This window comes from Mesorhizobium sp. M0968, from assembly GCF_040319065.1.
Classification (GTDB): Bacteria; Pseudomonadota; Alphaproteobacteria; order Rhizobiales; family Rhizobiaceae; genus Mesorhizobium.
Genome location: NZ_JAMYNL010000003.1, coordinates 233,592 through 256,308 on the forward strand (window position 1 = coordinate 233,592; position 22,717 = coordinate 256,308).

Genomic DNA, 22,717 nt, shown 5'->3' on the forward strand with positions numbered 1-22,717 from the left:
CCTCGAACCAAAGCCATGCGGCCATTCCCGTCACGGCCAGTCTTGTCGCCAGCCATCTCGGATTTGCGCGTGATGGGGCTGGCAATGGGCCCTTATCTCGGCCGGCCACTCGATTGGAGCCGCCGCGGGCGCGTCGGCTATCTCTTCGACCTCACTCTACGCTATGAGTGGGTATGGCTGAGTTCGCTTGCTCTTGTCGTTGGGCCGATCTCATCGTGTTCGTGCTTCAGGATCGGCCAAAACAGATAGCTGCCGAAATCCAGGAACAGCGCCTTCGCGAATGTGCTGCCAAATCTGGCATGCGGCAAAGCTCTGCAGCGCTACTGCCAAAGCCGCCTCATGCGAACGGAGACGTCCTCCAGGACTGGCATGGAGGCCAGCACGAGGAGAATGGCCGCCAGAAACAACGTCGCCGCGAAGCCGACATGCTTGAAACCCACAGCGCCGACGACGCCGCCGAGAAAGAACAATGCTGGTCGTCACGCTCTCGCTTTATGCCATCCAGAACGCGCTGCTCAGCCGCAGCGGCGCCGGTCTGCGCTAGGAGGCCCGGATGTCCTCCCCGCGATCAACCACCACCAGCCGGCTTGGCCGCTTCGGCCTCGGGCTGACGGCCATGATGGTGCTGGCTTTCCTCATGGCGCCGCTGATCATCATCGTGCTGTTCTCGTTCAAGAGCAGCGGCGATTTCACCTTTCCCATCACCGGCTGGTCGCTGAAATGGTACCGCGAGTTCTTCTCGATGCAGACCTGGATGGATGCCCTGCGCAACAGCCTGGTTCTGGCTGTCTCGACGACACTTTTGGCGACGCCGCTAGGCACCATGGCCGCGCTCGGCCTCGCGGCGCCTAATCTGCCAGGTCGGCGCACGATCTCCGCCTTGCTGCTGGTGCCGATGATCGCGCCGGTGGTCATCGTCGGCGTCGGCATGTATTTCGTCTTCTCGATGGCCGGCCTGACCGCGACCCTTCCCGGCCTCATCCTCGGCCATACCTCGCTCGCCGTTCCCTTCGTCGTGGTGACCGTCTCGGCCGTTCTCACCGGTCTCGACAGGCGGCTGCTCTGGGCGGCCGCCAGCATGGGGGCACCGCCCTTCCTCACTTTCCGCAAAGTCACGCTTCCGGTCATTCTGCCGGGCATCGCGTCGGGCGCGCTGTTTGCCTTCGCCACCTCGCTCGACGAAGTCGTGGTGACGATGTTCCTCGCCGGTCCCGGACAACGCACCTTGCCGCGCGAGATGTTCACCATCGCGCGCGACACGCTGACGCCGACCATCGCGGCTGCTGCCACAGTGCTGATCGCCGCCTCGATCGTTTTGCTGATTGCGTCCACAGCGCTCGGCCGCTCGAATCGATAGCGCCGGCCGTCCCGACAAGGAACGCCTCGGCGCTTGTGGCCACGGGTTTGTCGATCAAACGCATGTTGCCCAAAACTGCACAGCGGCTCGGGACAGCGGCTCGGATTAAAACAGGAGCGCACAGCGCGTCAGCGGATCGTGGTCTATCGCGTAATAAAGCCTTAGGAACGCGGCCAGCGATGGAAGTCGAGATAGTCCTGATCGTGCAGCAAAGCGCTGGCATCGAACGGATGTTCGCGCGGCACCCGGATTTCGGCGCCGATACTTTGAAGGCTGGCAAGGAGTGCCGACACCCTTTCGGGCTCTTCCGGGTTCTGTTTCAGCGCGCCGCCGGCAAGTCGGGTCAGCGGGCTATGGAGGAATTGCCGCTAGCGGGCAAAGGTGATGCGGATCGCTCCATAGGGTCCGAAATCGGCAGCGATAGTGTCACTGTGGCGACACTCCACGGGCCGGATGAACGAGCCCGACAGCACGACCTGTCCGGCGGATATCTGCATGCCGTACTGATGCAGCCGGTTGGCCAGCCAGGCGATGCCCTTCGCCGGATGATCGAGCACCCCGGCGCCGAGCCCGGTCTCTTCGACCTCGCCATTGCGCGACAGGATGGCGCCGATCCAGCGCAGGTCGGCCTCGCGCGGTCCGGCACGACGGCCGCCGACGACGACGCCGGCATTGGCGGCATTGTCGGAGATGGTGTCGAAGAACGTCCGTATCCTGCCGCTCTCCTTGTTGACGCGCTCGATACGGGTGTCGAGGATCTCCAGCGCCGGCGTGATGTAGTCGGTGGCGTCGAGCACGTCGTCGATCGACACGTCCGGACCGGCCAGCGACGCCTTCATGACGAAGGCGATCTCGGCCTCAATGCGCGGCTGGATGAAGCGGCCGGCTGGAACAGTGCCGCCGTCATCGAAGAACATGTCGTCGAACAGCACACCGGAATCCGGAATGTCGATGGCGAGCGCCGACTGCATCGCCTTGGAGGTCAGGCCGATCTTCCAGCCTTTGATCGTCAGGCCCCAGGCCACTTTTCGTTTCACCAGCGCCGCCTGGACGAGATAGGCGTCATCCATCGTCGCCCCGGGGAAATCAAGGCTGAGCAGCCTGATCTGGCGACGGTCGCGCTCGGCCTCGAACAGCCTCGCGGCCGCGTCTTCGACCTGTTCCGGCGTCATCATCGGCCGGTCCCTTCGTCGACGACGCCGTTGCTGAGCAAGCCAATGCCGTCGGCCTCGACCTCGATCACGTCGCCTGGCTTCAGCCAGATTGGCGGGTCGAACCGGGCGCCAGCGCCGGTCGGCGTGCCGGTGACGATGACGTCGCCCGGCGCCAGCGTGGTGAAGGTCGAGATGTAGTTGATGATCTTGCGGAAGGAAAAGATCATGCGGCCGGTGCGGTCCTGCTGGCGAACCTCGCCATTGACGCGCGTGGTCAGCGCGATGTCAGCGATCTGTGCCTCGTCGGTGAACGGCACAAGCCAGGGGCCGATAGAGCCGGTCCGGTCGAAGTTCTTGCCCTGCGTGACGTTGAACTTGGCATGCCGCACCCAGTCGCGGATGGTCCCTTCGTTGCAGAGCGAAAGTGCTGCGATATGGCCCAGCGCATCCGCCTCGGCGATCCTGCGGCCGCCCTTGCCGATGACGATGACGATCTCGCCCTCATAATCGAGCTGCGGCGATTCCGACGGCCGCACCAGGGGCGTGCCATGGCCGACGAAGGAGCGCGGGAAGCGGATGAACAGCGACGGGTTCGAGGGTGCGGCCTGTCCGTCCTTGTACTCCTCGTTGCGGTCCGGATAGTTGACGCCGACGCAGATGATCTTTTCGGGCGAGGGGACGGGTATCTCGTAGGCGATGGCATCGAGCGGGAAATCGGCGGCGAAAGCGTCCGCCTCTTCCGCCAGCCGTCGCAGTGCGCCGGCCTCTATCACCTCGCGCAAACTCGGCCACTGTGCGTGTCGCGCCGACAGGTCGACGCCGCCCTTGTCGGTGATTGCGCCGTAGCGCGTTTTGCCGCCAACGGTGAAGGTGGCGAGACGTGCCGCGCTCATTTGTTTCCCCTGCAGTTAGCCGACGTCACGGCGCGACGATCGGCGAGGCCGCCAGATCGGACTTGCGCGGCTCGACGCCGGCAAAGGTGCTGCCTTCCTCGAACCAGCTCTTCGGCGCCGGTGCGCCCCACAGCGTCTGGCGCTGCGGGTCCTTGAGGTCCCATTTGATCGGCTCTAGGTCGGGATCTACCGTCTGGTAGTCCGAGCAATAGATCTCGATGCGGTGATTGTCGGGATCACGGATATAGAGGAAGAAGGCGTTGGAGATGCCGTGCCGGCCGGGGCCGCGCTCGATGTTCGGCAGCCAGCCGGTGGTGGCCATCAGGTCGAGCAGATCGATGATGTTGAGCGGTGTCGGCACCCAGAAGGCGACGTGGTGCAGGCGTGGGCCAATGCCGTTGGTGAAGGCGATGTCGTGGACACCGCCCTTGCGGTGCGTCCATGCCGCCCAAAGTCTTCCGGTCGCGGCATCCTCCGTGTACTCGGTCACGCGGAAGCCGAGCTCGTTGTAGAACGCCACCGATTCATCGACATTGGGCGAGAAGCAGTTGAAGTGGTCGATGCGCAGCGGCTTGACGCCCTTATACAGCGCATACTTCTGATGGATCGGCGGCAGCCGCTCCATTCTGGAATAGAATTCGAGCGGAATGCCGTGCGGGTCGCGGGTGCGGAAGGTACGCGACTGGTAGGGCCGCTCGACCCATTTCACAGGCAGACCCCTGGCTTTGAAGAAGTGCTCGGCCTTGTCGAGATCGTCGTCGGAAAACAGCTTGAAGCCGAGGTCGCGGGCTTCCGGCGCGGCACCTTTCCTGAGCACGATGCAATGGTGGCCGCGCTCTTCCATGGCGCGCAGATAGATGGCGTCCTTGGTCTCGTCGGTCACCTGCAGGCCGAGCGTGTCGACATAGAACGCGCGCGACTTACCGAGGTCCGTAACAGCCAGCTCGACGTGGCTGAGCCGCACGATGTTGAATGCCGGGTAGAGATTGGGTGTGGGCAAGGGCATCGTTGGGGTCTCCGGTCAGCCGCCGAGCTTCTGGATGGAATGCGGCGCCGTGGCGAACGCGATGTTCTTGGTTTCCATGTAGAAATCGAACGAACAGTCGCCGCCGTCGCGGCCGATGCCTGAGTTCTTGGCGCCGCCGAACGGCGTCGGCAGGTGGCGCACATTCTCCGAATTGACCCAGATCATGCCGGCGTCGAGCGCGTCGGTGAAGCGGAAGGCGCGGGTGACGTCCGAGGTCCAGAGATAGCCGGTCAGGCCGTATTGCGTGTCGTTGGCCAGCGCCAGCGCCTCGGCCTCGTCCTTGAACGAGATGGCGGTCAGCACGGGTCCGAATATCTCTTCCTGGGCGATGCGCATCTTGTTGGTGGCGCCGACGAACAGCGTCGGGCTGACATAGCAGCCGCCGCCCGGACCGGCGAACTTGCCGCCGCCGGCGGCGACGACAGCGCCTTCCGACTTGCCGATCTCGATATAGGACAGCACCTTTTCCTCATGCACCGGATGGATCAGTGGGCCAACCACGGTTTCGGGGTCGAGCGGATGGCCTATCCTGATGCGCTTGGCCTTCTCCGCCACCAGCGCGGTGAACTTGTCGTAGATGCTTTCCTCGACCAGCAGGCGTGAGGACGAGGTGCAGCGCTCGCCGTTCAGCGAATAGATCATGAAGACGGCAGCGTCGGCGGCCCGCTCCAGGTCGGCATCGGCAAAGACGATGACCGGGTTCTTGCCGCCGAGCTCGAAATGCACGCGCTTCAGCGTGTCGGCACCCTGCTTCATGATCATCGAGCCGGTGCGGCTTTCGCCGACGAAGCCGATCGCCTTGATGTCGGGGTGTTCGGTCAGCGCTCTGCCGGCGTCCTCGCCAAAGCCGTTGACGAGGTTCCACACGCCCTTCGGCAGGCCGGCCTCCTCGGCGATCTCGACCAATAGCCGTGCCGTCAGCGGCGAGAACTCGGCTGGCTTGTGGACGATCGTACAGCCGGCGGCGAGCGCCGGCGCGATCTTCCAGGTCGACAGCATGAAAGGTGTGTTCCACGGCGTGATCACGCCGACCGGGCCGACCGGCATGCGCGTCGTCATGTTGACCTGGTTCGGTGCGCGGATCGCGTGGCCGTCGCGGGCCTCCGGCGCGCGGTCGGCGTAGAAGCGGAAGTTCTCCGCGCCGCGCAGCGCTGCCTTGGCCATGAACTTCAATGACTGGCCGGTGTCCATGCATTCGACGAAAGCGATTTCCTCGGCCCGCGCGACGATGGCGTCGGCTATTTTGTGCAACTGCTTCTTGCGGGCGTCGCCTGATATCGCCGCCCAGTCGCGGAAGGCAGCCTTCGCCGCTTTGGCGGCGCGGTCGATGTCGGCGGCCTTGCCGCGTGCCACCTTGGCGATCGGCTTCAGGTCGATTGGCGACAGCGTCTCGTATGTCGAGCCGTCGGCGGCCGGCACGGCTTCGCCGCCGATCTGGTTGAGCACGCCAGCGCTTCTGAAGCGCTCGAGATAGGCCTCGGCCTTTCTCAGATTGTCGTCCAATGCCGCCATGATATGGGTTCCTGTCACTTGCCGCGCAGGCGCGGGTGGATGGCATTCTTCTTCCAGCTTAGTTCGGCATCGATCTCGCGGATCTCCAGCGACAGCGCGAAATGCGGCGTCGTGAACAGAGATGCGAGATGATCCGAAACAGTAGTGAAGATCGCCTCGCCGGTGCGTTTCTTTTCCTCGGCGCTGCGGCCCTTGCCGATGCGGAAGTTCATGTCGATGAACCCGTTCTCCGGGAGGCGATCGGCGATCGCGTATGCCTCGGCGCGGAAAGCGCGTACCCTCACCGCGCCATGTTCGAACAGGCCGGTTTCGAGGATGGTGCGAGCGACCAGCGTGCAAAGCGCGCTGATGTCGACCTTGGCGTCGAGATTCGCCGAATATTCGATCGCCATATGTGGCAAGGTTTCCTCCACCTTTTAATTAACATGTGAATTACATCTTGACGGCGGAATGTCAAGTGTCGTTCTCTATGCAGGTACAGCTCCCGATGGTGGGATTGCCGCCCCCGGCGAAATCGCGGATATAGCTGCGATCCGAGTCTCATTGTGTGGTGCGAGTCGTACCGGAATTGGAATTTTTTGGAGACCTGACCTTGCTACCGCCCAGCACCCGCCGCTCCCTGCCCATGGCTCTGCTTCGCGCCCGCGAAGTGATCATGGCGCATTTCCGGCCGATGCTTGCCCGCCACGACATCACTGAGCAGCAGTGGCGCGTGCTGCGTGTGCTTACCGAAGCCGGGCCGCTCGAGGCAACCGAACTTGCCCATCGCGCCTCGATCCTTCCGCCCAGCCTGACCCGCATCATCAAGGCGATGGAGGAACGGCAGTTCATCACCCGCAACAAGGTCAAGGATGACGGTCGCCGGGCGCTGCTCGCAATCAGCCCGGCCGGGCTGGCGCTGATCGAGGATTTGTCGCCCGAGCGCATCGCCATCTACGATGCGATCGAGCAGCGCTACGGCGCCGAACAGCATGAGCACCTGCTCGACCTGCTCGAAAACCTGATCCAGTCGGAATCATCCGAAAACCAGACTTGACAGCCTCTACCCGCCAAAACTGCCGAGTGCACTCGGCTGCATGTAGTTGCGGCCGACATAGAGCAGCGCCGCCTCGTCGCTGCCGTGGCGGATGTCGACGACGCGGCCGAACATCACATTGTGCGTGCCAACCTTGTTCACGTCGCCGATCTCGCAATCGAAGCTGACGATGGCGTCGAGCAGCGCCGGCATGCCGGACGGCATGGTCTGCCATCTTGCCGCATTGTAGCGCTCGCTCATGTCGCGGATCGTGCCGGCGAACTTTGCCGCCAGATGGGTGTGTAACTGCGTCAGCACGTTGACGCAGAAACGCTGGTTGGCGAGGAACAGGCCGGTCTGCGCCGAGCGCTCGTTCATGCACACAAGCAGCGTCGGCGGATCGTCGGAAACGCTGCACATGGCGGTCGCAGTGAAGCCGCCGCGGCCGGCCGGACCATCAGTCGTGACGATGTTGACCGGCGCACAGACCCGCGCCATCGCCTCACGGAACTCCAGCCTTGCAACTTGTGGCTCCATGGCCGGGACCTCAGCTTGCGCCAGCCGGCAGCGGCGGCAGCCAGGTGTCGCCGGTCCAGCCCATTTCGTCGTAGTCGGCCATGCAGGTGTCGACCAGTTCCTCCATCGCCCTCAGGCGCCCGCCGCGCTCAGCGCCCTTCAGCACCTGCAGCCGCACCTCTTCCGGCGCACCGGCATAGTTGAGCTCATAGAGCGCGTGGCGGCCGCCGAACTCGGTGCCGGTCGCATCCCACAGCAGCTTCATGATCTTGATGCGTTCGACATGGCCCATGTCGTTGGAGCCGCGCACGTACTGGGCAAGGTACTTGTCGATCTCCGGATTGTCGAAATCCTTTGCCGAGGACGGCAGGTAGATCAGCCCCGAAGCGATGACTCGGCGCACCGTATCGATAACGCGCGGATAGGCCTCCGACATGAAAGTGCGATAGGCGAGCGCCGCCTCGAGATTGGGCAGCACGGCGCCGTTCGCCCATGGGATCGGTTTGTGCGCCATGGCGTTGGAAAAGCTCCAGAACATGTGGCGCAGCGCAATTACTTCGCCGAGCGCCGCCTGGTTGCCGCGGAAGGCATCCCCGCCCGTCGCGCGCAGCGCCTTCGCCAGCAGGCCTGCGAGGAAGTCGAGCTTGACGGCGAAGCGCGTGCAGCCCTGAAAACAATAGCCGTGCATGAAGCCCGACGCCGGGTGGAAGGAGAGGATCTTCTGCGCATCGCGCAGCACCAGCACGTCCTCCCAGGGGATGAAGACATTGTCCAGCACCAGGATCGCATCGTTCTCGTCGAAACGAGACGACAGCGGATAGTCGAAGGGATGGCCGACCGTGTTGGCCGTCTGCTCGTAAGAGACGCGGCAGAACATCTTTATCCCCGGCGCGTTCATAGGCACGATGAACATCACCGACAATGACGGGTCCTCGGTGACCGTCGCCGAGCTCTGCGCCAGGAAATTGTAATGGGTGAGCGCTGACGACGTCGCCACCACCTTGGCGCCGGACACCCAGATGCCGGCGTCGTTCTCCTTCGTGATGTGCACGAACACGTCCTTCACCTGCTCGGCCGGCTTGTGGCGGTCGATCGGCGGGTTGACGATGGCATGGTTCATGAACAGGGCCGCTTCCTGGGCGCGTTTGTGCCAGGCGAGTGCATTGTCCCTGAACGGGCCGTACCACTCGGCATTGGCGCCGAGCGTGTTCATAAGTGCTGCCTTGTAATCGGGCGTGCGCCCCATCCAGCCGTAGGACATGCGCGACCAGTCGGCGATGGCGGTCTGCTGTGCGGCGAGATCCGCGGCGGAATGGGCGACGCGGAAATATTTGTGCGTGTAGCCGCCAGAACCGGTGTCGGTCGGCGAGGTCAGCACCGCCTGCCGCGCCGGATCGTGCAAGGCATTGTAGAGGCGGGCCAGCGAGCGCGCCGAGTTGCGCATCGCCGGATGGGTGGTGACGTCGGCAATCCGCTCGCCATTGATATAGACCTCGCGCCCGTCGCGCAGGCTCTGCAAATATTCGGCACCGGTAAACGGCCGTTTCGTGTCGGCCCGGAAATCTTCCGATCGCATCATGATCCTCCTTTAACGCGTCAACTGTAGCGATCGTCGTGACAAAGGTTTATGGACGAAAGTATAGAACCACTTGGAGTTTTTCGCCGTGATGAGCCAGACTGCCATTCCCGAATTCTTCGTCTACGGCGAACCGGCGCGTGCGCTCGACGTCGGATTCCTGCATGTCGAGACTGTTCTTGCACGTGCCTCCGTGCATCGCGGCCAGGTTCTCGCGCACAAGCACCCGCAAATGGCGCAGATCACCTTCTGGACCGGCGGCAGCGGCATTTATCGGATCGAAGACGAGACCTGGAGTTTTTCGGCGCCGACGGTGAGCTTCATGCCGAGCGGCGTGGTCCACGGATTCAGCATCGAGACGGGCGCCGACGCCATCGTTGTCTCGGTCGCCGATGCTGCCCTTGCGGCGATCGCTGAGCAGTCCGCGCTGCCGCTCGACCAGCCGGTCTTCGTCACCGGACGCGGTGAAACGGCCCTCTGGGAAAGGTTGGGTGATACGGTTACGATGATCCAGGCGGAATATGCCGACAGGTTGCCCGGTATGGAGAAAATCCTGCCGCCGCTGATCGCCGTGGCATTGTCGGGCATCGCCCGCCTCGATGCGCAGTCGCATGCTGTCGCGGTGCCGGCGACGGTGGCGCTGGGCGGCCGGCTGCGGCGTCTGATCGACCGGCACTTTCGCGACGACTGGCCGGTCGAGCGCTATGCCGCTGCGCTCGGCACCACGCGCCATCTGCTCGACAAGGCAGCGCGGCAGGTGCTCGGCGCGGGCGTACGCCAGGCGGTTGGTGAGCGGCGGCTGGTCGAGGCCAAGCGCCTGCTGCTGTTCACCGTGCGCCCGGTCGAGGACATCGCCTATGAGACCGGGTTCAACGACCCGGCTTATTTCTCGCGCTTCTTCCGCGCCGCCGTCGGCCTCTCGCCGGCGGCGTGGCGACGCCTGCGGCTCGGTCAGGACTGAGCGTCACCGTCGCTCAGGCGGCTGCCGTCAGTCCGGCGTCGAGAGCCTCGGCGATCTTTGCCACATCGGCGGACGAGATCACCAGCGGCGGCGACAGGATGATGGTGTTGCCGGAGACGCGCAGCATGACGCCGGCCTTGTAGGCGGCCTCTGCGGCGGCATTCATCGTCTTCTTGTCGGCCGGCTTCTTGGCGGCACGGTCGGAAACCAGTTCGAGCGCCGCCATCAGCCCTTGGTAGCGCACATCGCCAACCAAAGCGTGCTTCGCCTTCAGCGCCTCCAGCGCCTTGCCGAGCTCGACACCGCGCGCCGCCGCATTCTCGTTGACGGCAAGCCGCTTGGTCTCGGCGAGTGTGGCCAGCCCCGCCGCGCAGCCGACCGGATGGCCGGAATAGGTGTAGCCGTGCCCGATCGAGCCGAAGCTGGTCTTGTCGGCCTCGAAGACGTCGGCAACCTTGGCGCTGATCAGCGTGGCGCCGAGCGGGAAGTAGCCTGAGGTGATCGCCTTGGCGATGGTCATGAAATCCGGCTTCACTCCGGAGAGCCGCGAGCCCGACCAGGCGCCGGTGCGACCGAAGCCGGTCACCACCTCGTCGGCGATGAGCAGGATGTCGTGACGGTCGCAGATCGCCCGCACCATCGGCATGAAGCTCTCATGCGGAACGATCACACCGCCGGCGCCGAGCACTGGCTCCATGATGAAGGCGGCGATCGTGTCGGCGCCCTGGAAGGCGATCTCGTCTTCGATCGCCCGCGCGCAGAGTTTCGCCAGCTTCGCCGGATCGGTCTCGTCGAACGGATTGCGGTAGGTCCATGGCGCCGGTGTATGGAAGACGCCGGGCAAAAGCGGCTCGTAGTTGCGCCGGAAATTGGCATTGCCGTTGACCGAGGCGCCGCCGAAATGCGTTCCGTGATAGCCCTTCTTCAGCGCCAGGAACTTCGTCCGGTCGCCCTGGCCCCTGATCTTCCAGTATTGCCGCGACAGCCGCAGTGCCGTCTCGACCGAGTCCGAGCCGCCGGAGGTGAAGAAGGTCCGTACCATGCCCTCGGGAGCGAACCAGTCGCACAGCTCATAGGCAAGCTCGATCGACGGTCCGGTCGAGGTGCCGCGAAAGCCGGAATAATAGGGCAGGGCGTCGAGTTGTGCTGCGATCGCCTTCTTGATCGGATCGCAGCTGTAGCCGAGGTTGACGTTCCACAGGCCCCCGACTGCATCGAGGACGGTGCGGCCTTCGGCATCGGTGACCGAGACGCCTTCGCCCTTCATGATGATCTTTGGCGGCGTCGCGCGCATCTCGGCCGGATGCGCCATCGGATGCCAGATCGGCTTGGCGTTGTTCTCGGTGAGGAAGTTGATGTCGCGCATCGGTGGGAACTCCGTTTCTTGAATTCTTAGGCCGCAACGCCGAAATGGCCGAGCGCCGCTGCATAGCCTTGCCCCGGTTGGGCGACGTCGAAATGCACGGCCAGCATGCCGGCGGCGACCGCGCCGTCGACGTTACGCTTCTGGTCGTCGACGAAGACGCAAGCCGCGGGCGGCAAGTGCAGTGCTTCGCTCACCATCGCATAAGCGCGCGGATCGGGTTTCAGGATGTGCGTGTAGGTGGCGTCGATGATGGTCTCGAACAGCGACAGCAGCGGCAGGCGCTCGCGAAAGCTGTTGCCGTAGAACAAGTCGAGCTCGTTGGAGAGGATGGCGAGCCGGATGCCAGCTTCATGCGCCGCACGGATCGCTCGTTCCGCCTCTGGCCGCACCACCGCTTGCGGGTCGGCGCCGCGCGCCCGCTGCACGAAAGTCGACATGTCGTCCCAGTCCTCGCCGACGAGACGGCCGACTTCACGCGTGCGCGTCTTCCAGTAGTCGCGCTCGCTGATCTCGTCGGCTTGCATGGAACGCCACAGCGGGTCGGATGCCGGATCGAACGGCCCGCGCCAGCCGAGCATGCCGGGCGTCAAGTCCAATGCGCGTTCGGTCAACGCGTGCGTTTCGAACAGCGTGCGGGTGACGACGCCGCCGAAATCAAGCACCAGCGCCTTTGGCGATGGCCCGCTCATGCAGCTTGAGTTCCTTCCGGCGCGCCCAGCGGCACAATGCCTTCGGCGACCCAGCGGTCGAAGATCTCCAGTGCCTTGGCGCTGAAGGCGGCGTCGTTGATGTGCCCTGATATCTCGTGCAACTCGGCATTGCCGGGCACGCTCGAGCGCATCTCCTCGACAAAGGCCGACAGCGCCTCCGGTTCGTGCAGCGGCTCGCCCTCCTGGTCCCATTGCTGGATGCCGCCTGCCGGCAGGATGAAGGCGGTCGGCCCGGTTGCGGCGGCGAGCTTCTCGCCGATGGCGCGCGCGATCTCCTTGCGGGTTTCGCCGTCTGGTGTCACCGAGGCGAGCAGGCGGTTGTGCGCATGGTACGGCCGTTCGAAGAAACGGGCAGGCACTGCTTGCCAGGTCGGAAAATCCACCATGTCGACGGCGCCAGGTGCCACGATCTGAGGGATGCCTTGCCGACCAGCATTTTCCAGCCGGTCGGAGCCCGAATTCACCACCGAGCCGGTCAGCTGGTTGGCGAGTTCCTGAAGGCTGAAATCCATCACCGCGACGAAGCCGCGTTGCGCGGCGATCGCCTCAAGCGCCCGGCCGCCCATGCCGGTGGTGTGGAAGACGATGACTTCATAGCCGCGCTTCTCCAGCTCCGGCTTCAGCGTCACCATATAGTGCAGGCAGCTTTTTCCCAGCGAACTCATGCCTATCCTGGGCCGCGTCGCGTCCGGCTTAACGACGGCGCGCGCGGCACCCACCACCGCTCCGCAGGCCTGCGACAGCACCGCCTTGCAGGCACTGTTGAGGCCATAGAGACCGCCCGCCCACAGGATCATCATCAGGTCTGTGGCGATCCGTTCTGGTGGCAGCAGATGTGAATAGGCAATGGTCGAGATGACGAATTTCGGCACGCCGAGCGGCAGCGCCAGCGCGACGTCAAGCGCAAGGTCGGTGCCCATCGAGCCACCGAGCGCGATGAAACCGTGGATTTCGCCCTTGTCGCAGAGTGCGCGGGCAAGCCGCGAGGCGCCGAGCGCCATCAGCGTCATCGCCGAATTCTCGTCGCCGCTGGCGATGATCGCCTCGATGGTCGTGTCGGCAGCTTGAGCCACCGCATGCTTGTCATGCGCCGGCTGGTAGGGCGGATCGCCGAGCACGCTCACATCCATCATCACGGCGACACCGCCGACCGCCTCGATGCGCTCGCGCATGAAGAGCAATTCGTCGGCCTTGGTGTCACCGGTGCCTATAACCAGGATTCGGCGTGTCTCCTCCACAGTCAATCTCCTTGCAGGGGTATTTGTTGTCATGCTCGCTTGCGGCCCGGCTGGCCCTGCCGTCCGAAAAGCCGCTCGCTGATAACGCGCGCAGCCGCCGCCACACTGGCGCCATAGCGCTCGATCTCGCCCTTCTGGACCCGCACCTTAGGCGCCGCGACGGCGATGATGCCAATGGCAAAACCGTCGGCGCCGAGGATCGGCGCCGCGACGCTGAGCACGCCCTCCTCGAAGCCTTGCGAGCCGGTCGAGTGCCCGCGCGCGCGGGCGGCGGCGACATGCTCGGCAAGTGTTTTCGCGTCGCCTATTGTGTGGGGCGTGAAGGCCGGCAGCGGTCCGGCCAGAACAGCGTCTCGGATACGCTCTTCCGTGAACGCCAGGAACGCAATGCCAGAAGCCGTCGCATGCATCGGCAGCACCTCGCCGAGTTGCACGCTGACGCGATTGGCCCTGGTCGATTCGACGACATGGACTGTGATCAGGCCGCGCTTCGAATATTCCGACAGGTGCACCGTCTCATCGGTTTCCGCCGCCAGCGCCTCGACCACCGGCACCGCCATGCGCAGGAAGGGGAACTGGGCTTCGCGCATCAGCGCCAGCCGCGCGACACCGGCGCCCAGCCGGTAAAGACGCGTGGCTTCATCCTGCTCGACCAGCCCATGCGCGATCAGGGAGACCAGCAGCCGGCGCGTTGTTGCCTTGTCATAGCCGGCGCGCCGGGCGAGGTCAGCCAACGCCGTCTCGGGCTCGCCGTGACCGAGCATTTCCAGCAGCGTGATGGCCTTGCCCACCGTGCCCATGCGTGCCTGATCCTCCATCTGATACTTAACGTGCGAATTAACTTGACAGGAAGCCGGTTCCTTTGCAAGTCTATATTCGAAATGTCGTTGCAAATAATGAAACGACAAGGCGGCCCGAAACAGGGCCTCGACATTTCAGGGACACTTGGCTTCCGCAGCGCGGATTAGGAGGGAAAGATGACGACAATTGAAGCCGGCGAAGCGAACCGGCTGAGGAAGAACAGCCTTGGCGTTGGCGCCATCACCTTCATGGTGATCTCGGCAGCGGCGCCTCTGACGGCCGTGGCTGGCGGCACGCCGCTCGGCATGCTGATGGGCAATGGCGCGGGCTTTGCCGGCACCTATCTGATCGTGACGCTGCTGCTGCTGTTGTTCGCGGTCGGCTATGTCGCCATGTCGCGCCATGTCGGCAATGCAGGCGCCTTCTATGCGTATGCGGCGCGCGGGCTCGGCGGTCTCGCCGGCGGCGCCACGGCGCTGATCGCAATCCTGTCCTACAATGCCATGCAGATCGGCGTCATGGGCCTTCTCGGTGCCGCGACCGCCGGGCTGTTCGCCGGCTGGGGCATCAACTTGCCCTGGTGGGCGTGGAGTTTCGTCGCCATCGCCATCGTCGCCGTGCTCGGCTACAGGCAGGTCGACCTGTCGGCCAAGATCCTGACCGTTCTGGTGCTTGCCGAATACGTCGTGGTGCTGATCCTCGACATGGCGATCGTCAAGACCGGAGGCGATAGTGGACTGTCAGCGGCGCCGTTCAGTTGGAGCCAGATCACCAGCGGCGCGCCGGCGATCGCCATCCTGTTCTGCTTTGCCGCGTTCATCGGCTTCGAGGCAACGACGATCTATGCCGAGGAGGCGCGCGACCCCAAGGTCACCATTCCGCGGGCGACATATTTCTCCGTCATCCTGATCGGCGTCTTCTACATGGTCACCGCATGGCTGATGGCGGTCGGTGCCGGCGTTGACAAGCTGCTGCCGGCGCTGCAGGGGCTTCAGGATCCGACCACGTTCCTGTTCGGCCTGTCCGACCGCTACGCCGGAACGATGCTCTCGCACGCCATGAGCATCCTGTTCGTGTCGAGCCTGTTTGCCGGCGTACTGGCGTTCCACAATGCGGTCGCCCGCTACATCTATGTTTCCGGCCGCGAGAAGCTCCTGCCGCGGACCATCGGCGTGACCCATTCGACGCACCAGAGCCCGCATGTCGCCTCGGTCATCCAGAGCGTGCTTGCCGCTGTCGTCGTCGGGCTCTTCGCCGTGCTTGGCCTTGACCCGGTGCTGGCGCTGTTTTCGTGGCTGACCAACGTTGCCACTCTCGGCGTCATCGTGATGATGGCGGTGGCCTCGCTCGCCGTCGTGATGTTCTTCCGTGCCAACCCGTCCAGTCAGGAGAACGCGGTGAAGACCACAATCCTGCCGGGGCTGACCTTCATCGCCTTCGTCATCATCATCTACCTGATCGTCATCAATTTCGGCGGCCTGTCCGGTGCTGGCGGGTTCCTCGGCGTGTTCCTGCCGGCGCTGGTGCTGATCGCGGCCGTGGTTGGCCTTGTGCTGGCGAGCGCGTTGAAGAGCCGGGATCCGGTGGCCTTCGCCGAGCTTGGACAGCCTTTGAAGGACTGAGATCAAGCGGGGCGGCGCATGACGCCGCCCCCTTCTTCACCCTAGGGGAGTAGCGGCGTTGAGCTTTGCCGAGAGCATCACCGTTGAGGCGCTGGAAGCCGATCCGTATCCGATCTATGCTGAACTGAGGCGCAACGCGCCGGTCGCTTTCGTGCCGGCGGTCAACCTCTGGTTCGTCACCCGCTGGAAGGATGTCGAAACGGTCGCGAAGTCGCCCGACATCTTCTCCGCGGTTGTCGGGACATCCCCGGTCGAACGCTCCTTCGGCAAGCCGACCATCCTGACCACCGACGGAGACGTCCACAAGGATCTGCGCCAGGGCGTCGACCCGAAATACCGGCCGCGCACCGTCGCTTCCTATGCCGGGGATCTCGTGCGCTCGATCGCCGGACCCTATCTCGACCGGATCGCCGAGCAGGGTGCGGCGGAACTGATGGCCGAGTATTTCGAGCCGGTGTCGACGCTCAGCCTGGCGCGCTCGCTCGGGCTGGCCGACATCGACATGCCGACCTTGCGGCGCTGGTTCTATGGCCTTGCCCAGGGCGCCATCAATTTCGAGAACGATCCGAAGCGCCAGGAAATCGCCGATGCGATCAGCGCCGAGGTTGGCGCCGCCATCCTGCCGACGCTGGAGAGGCTTGTCCACGCGCCTGACGACTCCGCCCTGTCGCACATACTGCATGACGGCATGCCGCAGGGTGCGACCCGCGCCATCGACTTCGTGATGCCGAGCATCAAGGTCATCCTGCTCGGCGGCATGCAGGAGCCCGGCCATGGCGCCGGCTCCATACTTGCCGGCCTGCTTTCGCACCCCGAGCAGATGCGGCAGGTGCTGGACGATCTGGAAACCTTGGTGCCGAAGGCGGTCGACGAGGGTCTGCGATGGGTCGCGCCGATCGGCACGCAGACGCGCCAGACGACGCGCGCGGTCGAGCTCGGCGGCGTGACCATCCCGGCGGGCGCGCCAGTCGCCGCGCTCGTCTCCTCGGCCAGCCGCGACGAAATCCGGTTCTCCGATCCCGACCGTTTCGACATCCTTCGTGATGAAGGCAACCACGCTGCCTTCGGCTTTGGCCATCACTTCTGTTCGGGTCGGTTTTTTGCGCGCGAGCAGATGTGCCTCGCGGTAAGGCTTCTGCTGGAACGGTTTCCGGATCTGCGGCTGGTGCCAGGCAAGGAACCGGTGTTCCGGGGCTGGGAATTTCGCGCGCCAACCACCCTGCATGTCGCCTTCGGAGCCGGTACCCAATGATCAACCAGAACACCATCGATATGCTGCGCAAGGCCGAGGTCGGCGTGCGAAACCTCTTCATCGATGGTGCGCAGACCGCAGGTGCAAGTGGCGCCACGCTGCCCGTGATCTCGCCGATCGATGGCCGCCCGTTCGCCAGCATCGCCGACGCCAACGCCGTCGATGTCGATCGCGCCGTGGCGTCGGCGCGCAAGGCGTTTGAGAAGGGCTCGTGGTCGCGCGCCGCCCCCGCCTTCCGCAAGAAGATTCTGACGAAGTTAGCCGAGCTGGTCGAAAAGCATGTCGATGAACTGGCGGTGCTTGGCGTCCGCGACAACGGCACCGAGATCGGCATGGCCTATAAGGCCGAGCCGTTATCGGCCGCGGGCACCATCCGCTACTACGCGGAGGCTATCGACAAGGTCTATGGCGAGATCGCGCCGACGGCCGAGAATGTGCTCGGGCTGATCCACAAGGAGCCGCTCGGCGTTGTCGGCGTCATCGTACCCTGGAATTTCCCATTGATGATCGGCGCCTGGAAGATCGCGCCGGCGCTGGCTGCCGGCAATTCCATCGTCGTCAAGCCGCCCGAGGTCGCTTCGCTGACGCTTCTGCGGCTGGCTGAGCTCGCTGCCGAAGCCGGGCTTCCCGCCGGTGTGTTTAACGTCGTTACCGGCCGTGGCGCGGTTGCCGGCGAGGCGCTCGGCCTGCACATGGATGTCGACGCCATAGCCTTCACCGGCTCGGGGCCGGTCGGCCGGCATCTGCTTGAGTATGCGGCGCGTTCCAATCTGAAGCGCGTCTTCCTCGAACTCGGCGGCAAGTCGCCCAACATCGTCTTTGCCGACGCCCCGGACCTGAAACAGGCCGCAGTCGTCTCGGCCAACGGCATTTTTCGCAATTCCGGCCAAGTCTGCGTTGCCGGCTCGCGCCTGCTCGTCCAGGCGTCAATCTATGACCGCTTCATGGACGAGCTCCTCGCAGCGACCACGCGGCTGAAGATCGGCGATCCGCTCAATCTGACGAGCGACGTCGGTGCGGTATCAAGCGCCGAGCAGCTGGACAAGAATCTCGGCTTCGTCGAACGGGCGACAGCTGAAGGCGCCCGTCTGGTCACCGGCGGCGGACGGATCCTGGCCGAAACCGGCGGCAGCTACATGGCGCCGACGATCTTCGAGAACGTGACGCAAGAGATGCAACTCGCCCGCGAGGAGGTGTTTGGGCCGGTGCTCGGCGTGATGCGCTTCGAGACCGAGGAAGAGGCGGTGCGGCTTGCCAATTCGACGGTCTATGGCCTTGCCTCGGCGGTGTGGACCGCCAACCTCTCCACGGCGCATCGCATGGTGCGCAACATCAATGCCGGCGTCGTCCACGTCAACACCTATGGCGGCGCCGACATCACCGTGCCGCTCGGCGGCGTCAAGCAGTCCGGCTTCGGTCGCGACAAGTCGATGCATGCGCCGGACAAATACACCGATCTCAAAACAGCCTGGATTTCTCTCGGCTGACCGTTTCTCGCTAAGCGCTGCCGAGGATGAAATCGGCACAGCGGTCGGCGATCATGATCACCGGCGCGTTGGTGTTGCCACTGATGAGCCTGGGCATGACCGAGGCATCGCAAATCCGCAGGCGCGGCACGCCGCGGACGCGCAACCGCGGATCGACCACGGCACTGTCGTCATTGCCCATCCGGCAGGTTCCTGATGGGTGGTAGACCGTCTTGGCGTGTTCGAGGATGTGGCCGACGATCGCCTGGTCAGGAAGATCCGCGGCCGCGCCCGGCGAAAGCTCCTCCGCCACCATGGCCTGCAGCGCCGGCTGGCGCAGGATGGTGCGGGCGATCTTCATGCCGGCCAGCAGCAAGGCGAGATCGTCCGGATCGGACAGGAAGCCGGTGGTGAAGCGGATCGGATCGGCAGCATCGCGCGAGCGCAGCCTGACCGTGCCGCGCGACTTCGGCCTGAGCACACAAGGATTGATCTCCATGCCGTGCCGCTCGATCGAGCCGTGTTCGGCGCTCTCGATCATCACCGGCAGGACGTGGAACTGGATATCGGGACGGCCATCGCCATCGGCGTCGAAGAAGCCGCCGCTCTCGACCACATTCGAGGTGAGCAGGCCGGTGCGGAACATGAGGTACTGCAGGCCGTGGCGCAGCGCCCGCAGGCCACGGTCCTCACCAAGCAGCGAGATCGGCTGGCGCGTCAGCGCATAGACGGGAGCCGCGACGTGATCCTGCAGGTCGCGGCCGACCGCGGGCATGTCGCGGATGACGGGAATGCCCAGCGCGGTCAGATGTTCGGCTGGCCCCAGTCCCGACAGCATCATCAGCTTCGGCGTCGCCAGCGCGCCTGATGTGAGGATCACTTCGGCTTCCGCCGTCGCTGTATGGGTCTGTCCGTCCGATGTGGTGTAGGCGAGGCCGCTTGCCGCACCGTTTTCCAATGTCACGCCGGTGACAAGCGCATCGGTGACGACGGTGAGGTTGGCATTGCCTGCCAACGGCTTCAGGAACACCTTTGCCGCCGATTGTCTTTCGCCATTCGCGGTCGTCGTCTGGTAAAAGCCGACGCCTTCCTGCCTGTCCCCGTTGAAGTCGTCATTGAAGGGATAGCCGGCCTGTTGCGCGGCCCTGACATAGGCCAGAGACAGCGGATGGCGATGGCGGGGATCGGAGACGGGCAGCGGTCCGGTGGTGCCGTGGCGATCGCCGGCCAGCCGCTCGTTGCGCTCCAGCCGCCTGAACACCGGCAGCACCTCGTCCCAGCCCCAGCCGGGACAGCCAAGGTCGCGCCAGTCATCATAGTCCTGCGGCTGGCCCCTGACATAGAGCATGGCATTGATCGACGACCCGCCGCCCAGCGTGCGGCCCTGCGGCACCGGTAGCCGGCGGCCGCCGACGCTGGGTTCGGGATCGGATTCGTAGATCCAGCTGCGCGCCGTGCCGATCACCTTGGCGAAGGTGGCGGGCATGTCGATGAAGCGCGAATTGTCGGCCGGCCCGGCTTCGACGATCAACACGCGCTGGCCGGTATTGACCAAGCGGTTGGCCAGCGTGCAGCCGGCCGAGCCGGCGCCGGCGATGATGTAGTCGTACGCAGCGTTCATGGCGTCAGGCGTAGCGCATGATGACGGTCTTGGTCTCGAGATAGCCGTCGATCGCCGCGCGGCCGTGTTCGCGGCCGATGCCGGACTGCTTGAAGCCGCCGAAGGGTGCCGCAGGGTCCAGCGTGTTATGCGAATTGACCCACACCGTGCCGGCCTTGAGGCCGTGGACGGCGGTCATCGCCTTGCCCATGTCGCGGGTCCAGATCGAGGCCGACAGGCCATAGCGCGTGTCGTTGGCGATATGGATCGCCTCGTCGAGATCGGCGACCGGCATCGCCGCTACCACCGGACCGAACACCTCCTCACGCGCGATCTCCATGTCGGGCCTGATATTGTGCAGGATGGTCGGCGCGACATAATGGCCCCTGGCCGGTACCGACCGCGCGCCGCTGACGCGTTCGCCGCCGGCCGCCAGGCTGCGCTCGACAAAGCCCTCGACGCTCCTTCGATGCTTGGCCGAGACCAGTGGGTTGATCTGGGCTTCGGCATCGCGGCCGGCGCCCAGTGTCATGCCATCGGCGATCTCGGCCAGCCGCGCCAGCGTGCGGTCATAGATAGACTTTTCGATCAGCAGCCGCGAGGCCGAGGTGCAGACCTGGCCCTGGTTGAAAAACATGCCGAGCCCGGCGACCAGGGGCTCAATGCCCTCTTCCATGTCGGCAAGCAGGATCATCGGCGATTTCGACCCGAGCTCCAGCGTGAAGCGGGCGACATGGTCGACGGCCGCGTGGCCGACGCGTTTTCCCACTTCCGTCGAACCGGTGAAGGTCAATTTGTCGATGCCGGGATGACGGATCAGCGCCTCGCCGGTGCCGCTGCCGCTGCCGGTCACGATGTTGATGACGCCGGGCGGGAAGCCTGACGCCTTGATCAGTTCTGCGAGCCTGAGCAGGCCGAGCGGCGTCTCCTGCGGCGGCTTCAACACCACGGTGCAGCCGCAGGCGAGCGCCGGCGCGATCTTCCACATGCCGATCAGCAACGGGAAATTCCACGGCACGATGGCGCCGACGACGCCGACCGGTTCCATTATGGTCATCGCTTGATGCCTGGCGCCAGGCGGCACCGGAATGGACACCTGGAAGGTCGAGCCCTCGATCTTGGTCGCCCACCCGGCATAATAGCGCAGCCAGTCGACGCTGCCGCCGGCGCTAAGCATGCGGGCGACACCTAGCGACTTGCCGTTCTCGATGCTTTCGATCTCGGCCAAGAGATCGGCATCGGCCTCGATGGCGTCGGCGAGCTTCAGCATCAGGTTCTGGCGGTCGACCGGCCGCATTGAGGCCCACGGGCCTTCAAGGGCTGCACGCGCAGCACGCACCGCCTGGTCGACCAGTTCGGGACCGCTCTCGGGCACATGCGCGACGATCTCGCCGGAGGCGGAATCATCGACAGCGAGGCCATTTCCCGCCAAGCCGTCAACAAAGCGTCCATTGATGAAGGGCCGGTGCGGACGCGCCAGGAAAGCGGCGGCAGCAGTGCTGATCGGCGGCACGGTTCTCTCGTTCACGCCATCCTCCTCGATTGCTGGTGAACACGTTGCATCAGGGTTATGGAGCGTGTCGGCTGGCTTCAAGCGGCTGATGGTGCCAGTGCACGCTCAGTCAAAACAAAGTTCCCGCTTGGACAAGACGCCCCGCAGTCGACTGGCCTAGACCAAAGTCGCATCGAGCAGCGTGTTTTGCGCAGGCTTCCCGGTTGTCAAAGAGGTGTCGACGATTGAGTGCGTTGCTGGGCAATCCGATGGTCACCACTGCTGCGCTGCCACTCGCGCTCGGCACGGTGATGGCGCTGTTGGCAAGGGTCGCACTGCCGGGATCAGTGCTTTCTCTGCTGTGGGCCGCTTTGATTTTGTTCTTCTATTGGGACACGCTCGGGCCGCCTGTGGTGCCGCCGGTCGCCGCCAGCCAGAAGCTGATCTATCTCGCCTCTGGCGGCATCGTCGTGGGCCTGTTGCCCGAACGCCTGTTGAGCGCTGCCGTTGCGGGCAAGCTTGTCGCCGCCGCGCTTGCGGTAGCCTTGCTGTGGCTTGGCTGGCGCCGCCTGGCCGGCGGTTCACTCGACCTGCAGATGGTCGCCGCCCTCATCGCCGGCCTGTTGGCGATCGTCGGCGCCGCGATGCTGCTGTCGGCGCGGTCCTCGCCATCGTCGTCCGCCGAAGCGCCGTTCCTGGTGCCGGCGGCGATGCTCGCTTTTTGCCTGGCCGGCGCCATCATCTCGGTGCTTGGCGCCTCGATCGTCACCGGGCAATTGCTGGGATCGCTTGCCGCGCTCGCCGGCGGCTGGTGTCTTGTCCAGTACATCACAGTGCTGCGCGGAGGCTCCGCCGTTGCCTGGAGCAAGGGCACTGAACTGCTGCTTATCTACGCCGCAGCCACCGTGCAGATCCAGGTCGCGCTGCTGGCGCCGAAGGCTAATCCGGTCGCGCTGGTGCTTTCATCCTTGCCGCTGATCGTGGCCATGCTGATGCCCGGTCCGCTGCGGGGCCTTGTTCCCGGCGTCCGGCCGTTGCGGCCGCCGATTGCCGGTCTGCTGATCGCCACACCGGCGATATTGGCCATCCTGACGGCGATCCTATGGGCGCCGCATGGAGCCGCCCTCGGCTTTTCCTGAGCCAAGGAACGACAACCAAC

At 64.7% G+C, this 22,717-nt stretch carries 22 protein-coding genes; 7 read left to right on the plus strand and 15 right to left on the minus strand.

Annotation, left to right across the window (positions count from 1 at the left end):
• Positions 1–320: 320 nt before the first annotated feature.
• Positions 321–470 carry a hypothetical protein gene (locus NKH67_RS06590; RefSeq protein ID WP_352469632.1) on the minus strand — a complete coding sequence of 50 codons (150 nt, stop codon included), beginning with the start codon at positions 468–470 and terminating at the stop codon, positions 321–323.
• Positions 471–553: 83 nt separating this feature from the next.
• On the opposite strand from NKH67_RS06590, the gene NKH67_RS06595 reads away from it, so the two are divergent.
• Positions 554–1,357, plus strand: a complete 804-nt coding sequence (locus tag NKH67_RS06595) for an ABC transporter permease (protein ID WP_352612811.1) — start codon at positions 554–556, stop codon at positions 1,355–1,357.
• A 161-nt stretch (positions 1,358–1,518) separates the two neighbouring features.
• Here NKH67_RS06595 and NKH67_RS06600 read toward each other — a convergent pair whose 3' ends face one another.
• The 6 genes from NKH67_RS06600 to NKH67_RS06625 form a co-directional block, all read right to left on the minus strand.
• The gene (locus NKH67_RS06600; protein WP_352469634.1) at positions 1,519–1,650 is read right to left on the minus strand and encodes a hypothetical protein; all 132 of its coding nucleotides are present in this window, start codon (positions 1,648–1,650) and stop codon (positions 1,519–1,521) included.
• Between the two features lie 75 nt (positions 1,651–1,725).
• Positions 1,726–2,532: a 2-oxo-hept-4-ene-1,7-dioate hydratase gene (hpaH, locus tag NKH67_RS06605; RefSeq protein WP_352503130.1), complete on the minus strand. Its 807-nt coding sequence runs from the start codon at positions 2,530–2,532 to the stop codon at positions 1,726–1,728.
• Positions 2,529–3,404, minus strand: a complete 876-nt coding sequence (locus tag NKH67_RS06610) for a fumarylacetoacetate hydrolase family protein (protein ID WP_352469636.1) — start codon at positions 3,402–3,404, stop codon at positions 2,529–2,531. Before NKH67_RS06610 ends, hpaH begins: the two co-directional genes overlap by 4 nt.
• A 25-nt stretch (positions 3,405–3,429) precedes the next feature.
• A complete protein-coding gene (gene hpaD / locus NKH67_RS06615; protein WP_352469637.1) occupies positions 3,430–4,410 on the minus strand; it encodes a 3,4-dihydroxyphenylacetate 2,3-dioxygenase in 981 nt (326 codons plus the stop codon).
• Between the two features lie 15 nt (positions 4,411–4,425).
• Positions 4,426–5,943 (minus strand): 5-carboxymethyl-2-hydroxymuconate semialdehyde dehydrogenase, encoded by a 1,518-nt coding sequence (hpaE, locus tag NKH67_RS06620; protein ID WP_353030423.1) that lies wholly within the window; start codon positions 5,941–5,943, stop codon positions 4,426–4,428.
• A 14-nt stretch (positions 5,944–5,957) separates the two neighbouring features.
• Positions 5,958–6,344 (minus strand): 5-carboxymethyl-2-hydroxymuconate Delta-isomerase, encoded by a 387-nt coding sequence (locus NKH67_RS06625; RefSeq protein WP_352503132.1) that lies wholly within the window; start codon positions 6,342–6,344, stop codon positions 5,958–5,960.
• Positions 6,345–6,568: 224 nt separating this feature from the next.
• Between NKH67_RS06625 and hpaR the strand changes: the two genes are divergently transcribed.
• A complete protein-coding gene (gene hpaR, locus NKH67_RS06630) occupies positions 6,569–6,979 on the plus strand; it encodes a homoprotocatechuate degradation operon regulator HpaR (RefSeq protein WP_352469820.1) in 411 nt (136 codons plus the stop codon).
• Positions 6,980–6,985: 6 nt separating this feature from the next.
• Here hpaR and NKH67_RS06635 read toward each other — a convergent pair whose 3' ends face one another.
• Both NKH67_RS06635 and NKH67_RS06640 read right to left on the minus strand, forming a co-directional pair.
• The gene (locus tag NKH67_RS06635) at positions 6,986–7,495 is read right to left on the minus strand and encodes a flavin reductase (RefSeq protein ID WP_352469640.1); all 510 of its coding nucleotides are present in this window, start codon (positions 7,493–7,495) and stop codon (positions 6,986–6,988) included.
• Between the two features lie 10 nt (positions 7,496–7,505).
• Positions 7,506–9,050, minus strand: coding sequence for a 4-hydroxyphenylacetate 3-hydroxylase N-terminal domain-containing protein (locus tag NKH67_RS06640; protein ID WP_352469821.1), 1,545 nt, complete (start codon positions 9,048–9,050; stop codon positions 7,506–7,508).
• A gap of 91 nt (positions 9,051–9,141) precedes the next feature.
• On the opposite strand from NKH67_RS06640, the gene NKH67_RS06645 reads away from it, so the two are divergent.
• Positions 9,142–10,011, plus strand: coding sequence for a helix-turn-helix domain-containing protein (locus NKH67_RS06645; protein WP_352469641.1), 870 nt, complete (start codon positions 9,142–9,144; stop codon positions 10,009–10,011).
• A 13-nt stretch (positions 10,012–10,024) separates the two neighbouring features.
• On the opposite strand, the gene NKH67_RS06650 is transcribed toward NKH67_RS06645, so the two are convergent.
• The 4 genes from NKH67_RS06650 to NKH67_RS06665 are packed head-to-tail and all read right to left on the minus strand — an operon-like array spanning position 10,025 to position 14,125.
• Positions 10,025–11,377, minus strand: coding sequence for an aspartate aminotransferase family protein (locus tag NKH67_RS06650; protein WP_352503133.1), 1,353 nt, complete (start codon positions 11,375–11,377; stop codon positions 10,025–10,027).
• A 26-nt stretch (positions 11,378–11,403) separates the two neighbouring features.
• Positions 11,404–12,066, minus strand: coding sequence for an HAD family hydrolase (locus NKH67_RS06655; RefSeq protein ID WP_352469643.1), 663 nt, complete (start codon positions 12,064–12,066; stop codon positions 11,404–11,406).
• Entirely contained in the window at positions 12,063–13,358 is a 1,296-nt protein-coding gene (locus tag NKH67_RS06660; protein WP_352469644.1) for a Tm-1-like ATP-binding domain-containing protein, read from the minus strand. The genes NKH67_RS06655 and NKH67_RS06660 overlap by 4 nt, the downstream gene beginning before the upstream one ends.
• Positions 13,355–14,125, minus strand: coding sequence for an IclR family transcriptional regulator (locus NKH67_RS06665; protein ID WP_352469645.1), 771 nt, complete (start codon positions 14,123–14,125; stop codon positions 13,355–13,357). The genes NKH67_RS06660 and NKH67_RS06665 overlap by 4 nt, the downstream gene beginning before the upstream one ends.
• Before the next feature lie 177 nt (positions 14,126–14,302).
• Between NKH67_RS06665 and NKH67_RS06670 the strand changes: the two genes are divergently transcribed.
• Genes NKH67_RS06670 through NKH67_RS06680 form a run of 3 tightly spaced genes read left to right on the plus strand, consistent with a single transcriptional unit; the run spans position 14,303 to position 18,487 of the window.
• Positions 14,303–15,748: an APC family permease gene (locus tag NKH67_RS06670; protein WP_352469646.1), complete on the plus strand. Its 1,446-nt coding sequence runs from the start codon at positions 14,303–14,305 to the stop codon at positions 15,746–15,748.
• Positions 15,749–15,806: 58 nt separating this feature from the next.
• On the plus strand, positions 15,807–17,000 hold the full coding sequence (locus tag NKH67_RS06675; RefSeq protein WP_352469647.1) for a cytochrome P450: 1,194 nt from the start codon (positions 15,807–15,809) through the stop codon (positions 16,998–17,000).
• The gene (locus NKH67_RS06680; RefSeq protein ID WP_352469648.1) at positions 16,997–18,487 is read left to right on the plus strand and encodes an aldehyde dehydrogenase; all 1,491 of its coding nucleotides are present in this window, start codon (positions 16,997–16,999) and stop codon (positions 18,485–18,487) included. The genes NKH67_RS06675 and NKH67_RS06680 overlap by 4 nt, the downstream gene beginning before the upstream one ends.
• Positions 18,488–18,497: 10 nt before the next feature.
• Here the strand turns inward: NKH67_RS06680 and NKH67_RS06685 are convergent, their stop codons facing one another.
• Together NKH67_RS06685 and NKH67_RS06690 are read right to left on the minus strand one after the other, a co-directional pair.
• Positions 18,498–20,087, minus strand: coding sequence for a GMC family oxidoreductase (locus NKH67_RS06685; RefSeq protein ID WP_352469649.1), 1,590 nt, complete (start codon positions 20,085–20,087; stop codon positions 18,498–18,500).
• 4 nt (positions 20,088–20,091) lie between these two features.
• Positions 20,092–21,594, minus strand: a complete 1,503-nt coding sequence (locus NKH67_RS06690; protein WP_352469650.1) for an aldehyde dehydrogenase family protein — start codon at positions 21,592–21,594, stop codon at positions 20,092–20,094.
• 209 nt (positions 21,595–21,803) lie between these two features.
• Here NKH67_RS06690 and NKH67_RS06695 point away from each other — a divergent pair, with 209 nt between their 5' ends.
• On the plus strand, positions 21,804–22,697 hold the full coding sequence (locus tag NKH67_RS06695) for a hypothetical protein (protein ID WP_352469651.1): 894 nt from the start codon (positions 21,804–21,806) through the stop codon (positions 22,695–22,697).
• Positions 22,698–22,717 lie beyond the last annotated feature (20 nt).

Bases quoted from the DNA above. Each gene is read 5' to 3' on its own strand.
- hpaR (WP_352469820.1), top strand. From the start codon at position 6,569: ATGGCTCTGCTTCGCGCCCGCGAAGTGATCATGGCGCATTTCCGGCCG.
- hpaD (WP_352469637.1), bottom strand. From the start codon at position 4,410: ATGCCCTTGCCCACACCCAATCTCTACCCGGCATTCAACATCGTGCGG.
- NKH67_RS06660 (WP_352469644.1), bottom strand. From the start codon at position 13,358: ATGACAACAAATACCCCTGCAAGGAGATTGACTGTGGAGGAGACACGC.
- NKH67_RS06645 (WP_352469641.1), top strand. From the start codon at position 9,142: ATGAGCCAGACTGCCATTCCCGAATTCTTCGTCTACGGCGAACCGGCG.
- NKH67_RS06670 (WP_352469646.1), top strand. From the start codon at position 14,303: ATGACGACAATTGAAGCCGGCGAAGCGAACCGGCTGAGGAAGAACAGC.
- NKH67_RS06640 (WP_352469821.1), bottom strand. From the start codon at position 9,050: ATGCGATCGGAAGATTTCCGGGCCGACACGAAACGGCCGTTTACCGGT.
- NKH67_RS06635 (WP_352469640.1), bottom strand. From the start codon at position 7,495: ATGGAGCCACAAGTTGCAAGGCTGGAGTTCCGTGAGGCGATGGCGCGG.
- NKH67_RS06595 (WP_352612811.1), top strand. From the start codon at position 554: ATGTCCTCCCCGCGATCAACCACCACCAGCCGGCTTGGCCGCTTCGGC.
- hpaE (WP_353030423.1), bottom strand. From the start codon at position 5,943: ATGGCGGCATTGGACGACAATCTGAGAAAGGCCGAGGCCTATCTCGAG.
- NKH67_RS06655 (WP_352469643.1), bottom strand. From the start codon at position 12,066: ATGAGCGGGCCATCGCCAAAGGCGCTGGTGCTTGATTTCGGCGGCGTC.
- NKH67_RS06665 (WP_352469645.1), bottom strand. From the start codon at position 14,125: ATGGGCACGGTGGGCAAGGCCATCACGCTGCTGGAAATGCTCGGTCAC.
- NKH67_RS06685 (WP_352469649.1), bottom strand. From the start codon at position 20,087: ATGAACGCTGCGTACGACTACATCATCGCCGGCGCCGGCTCGGCCGGC.
- NKH67_RS06680 (WP_352469648.1), top strand. From the start codon at position 16,997: ATGATCAACCAGAACACCATCGATATGCTGCGCAAGGCCGAGGTCGGC.
- NKH67_RS06650 (WP_352503133.1), bottom strand. From the start codon at position 11,377: ATGCGCGACATCAACTTCCTCACCGAGAACAACGCCAAGCCGATCTGG.
- NKH67_RS06610 (WP_352469636.1), bottom strand. From the start codon at position 3,404: ATGAGCGCGGCACGTCTCGCCACCTTCACCGTTGGCGGCAAAACGCGC.
- hpaH (WP_352503130.1), bottom strand. From the start codon at position 2,532: ATGATGACGCCGGAACAGGTCGAAGACGCGGCCGCGAGGCTGTTCGAG.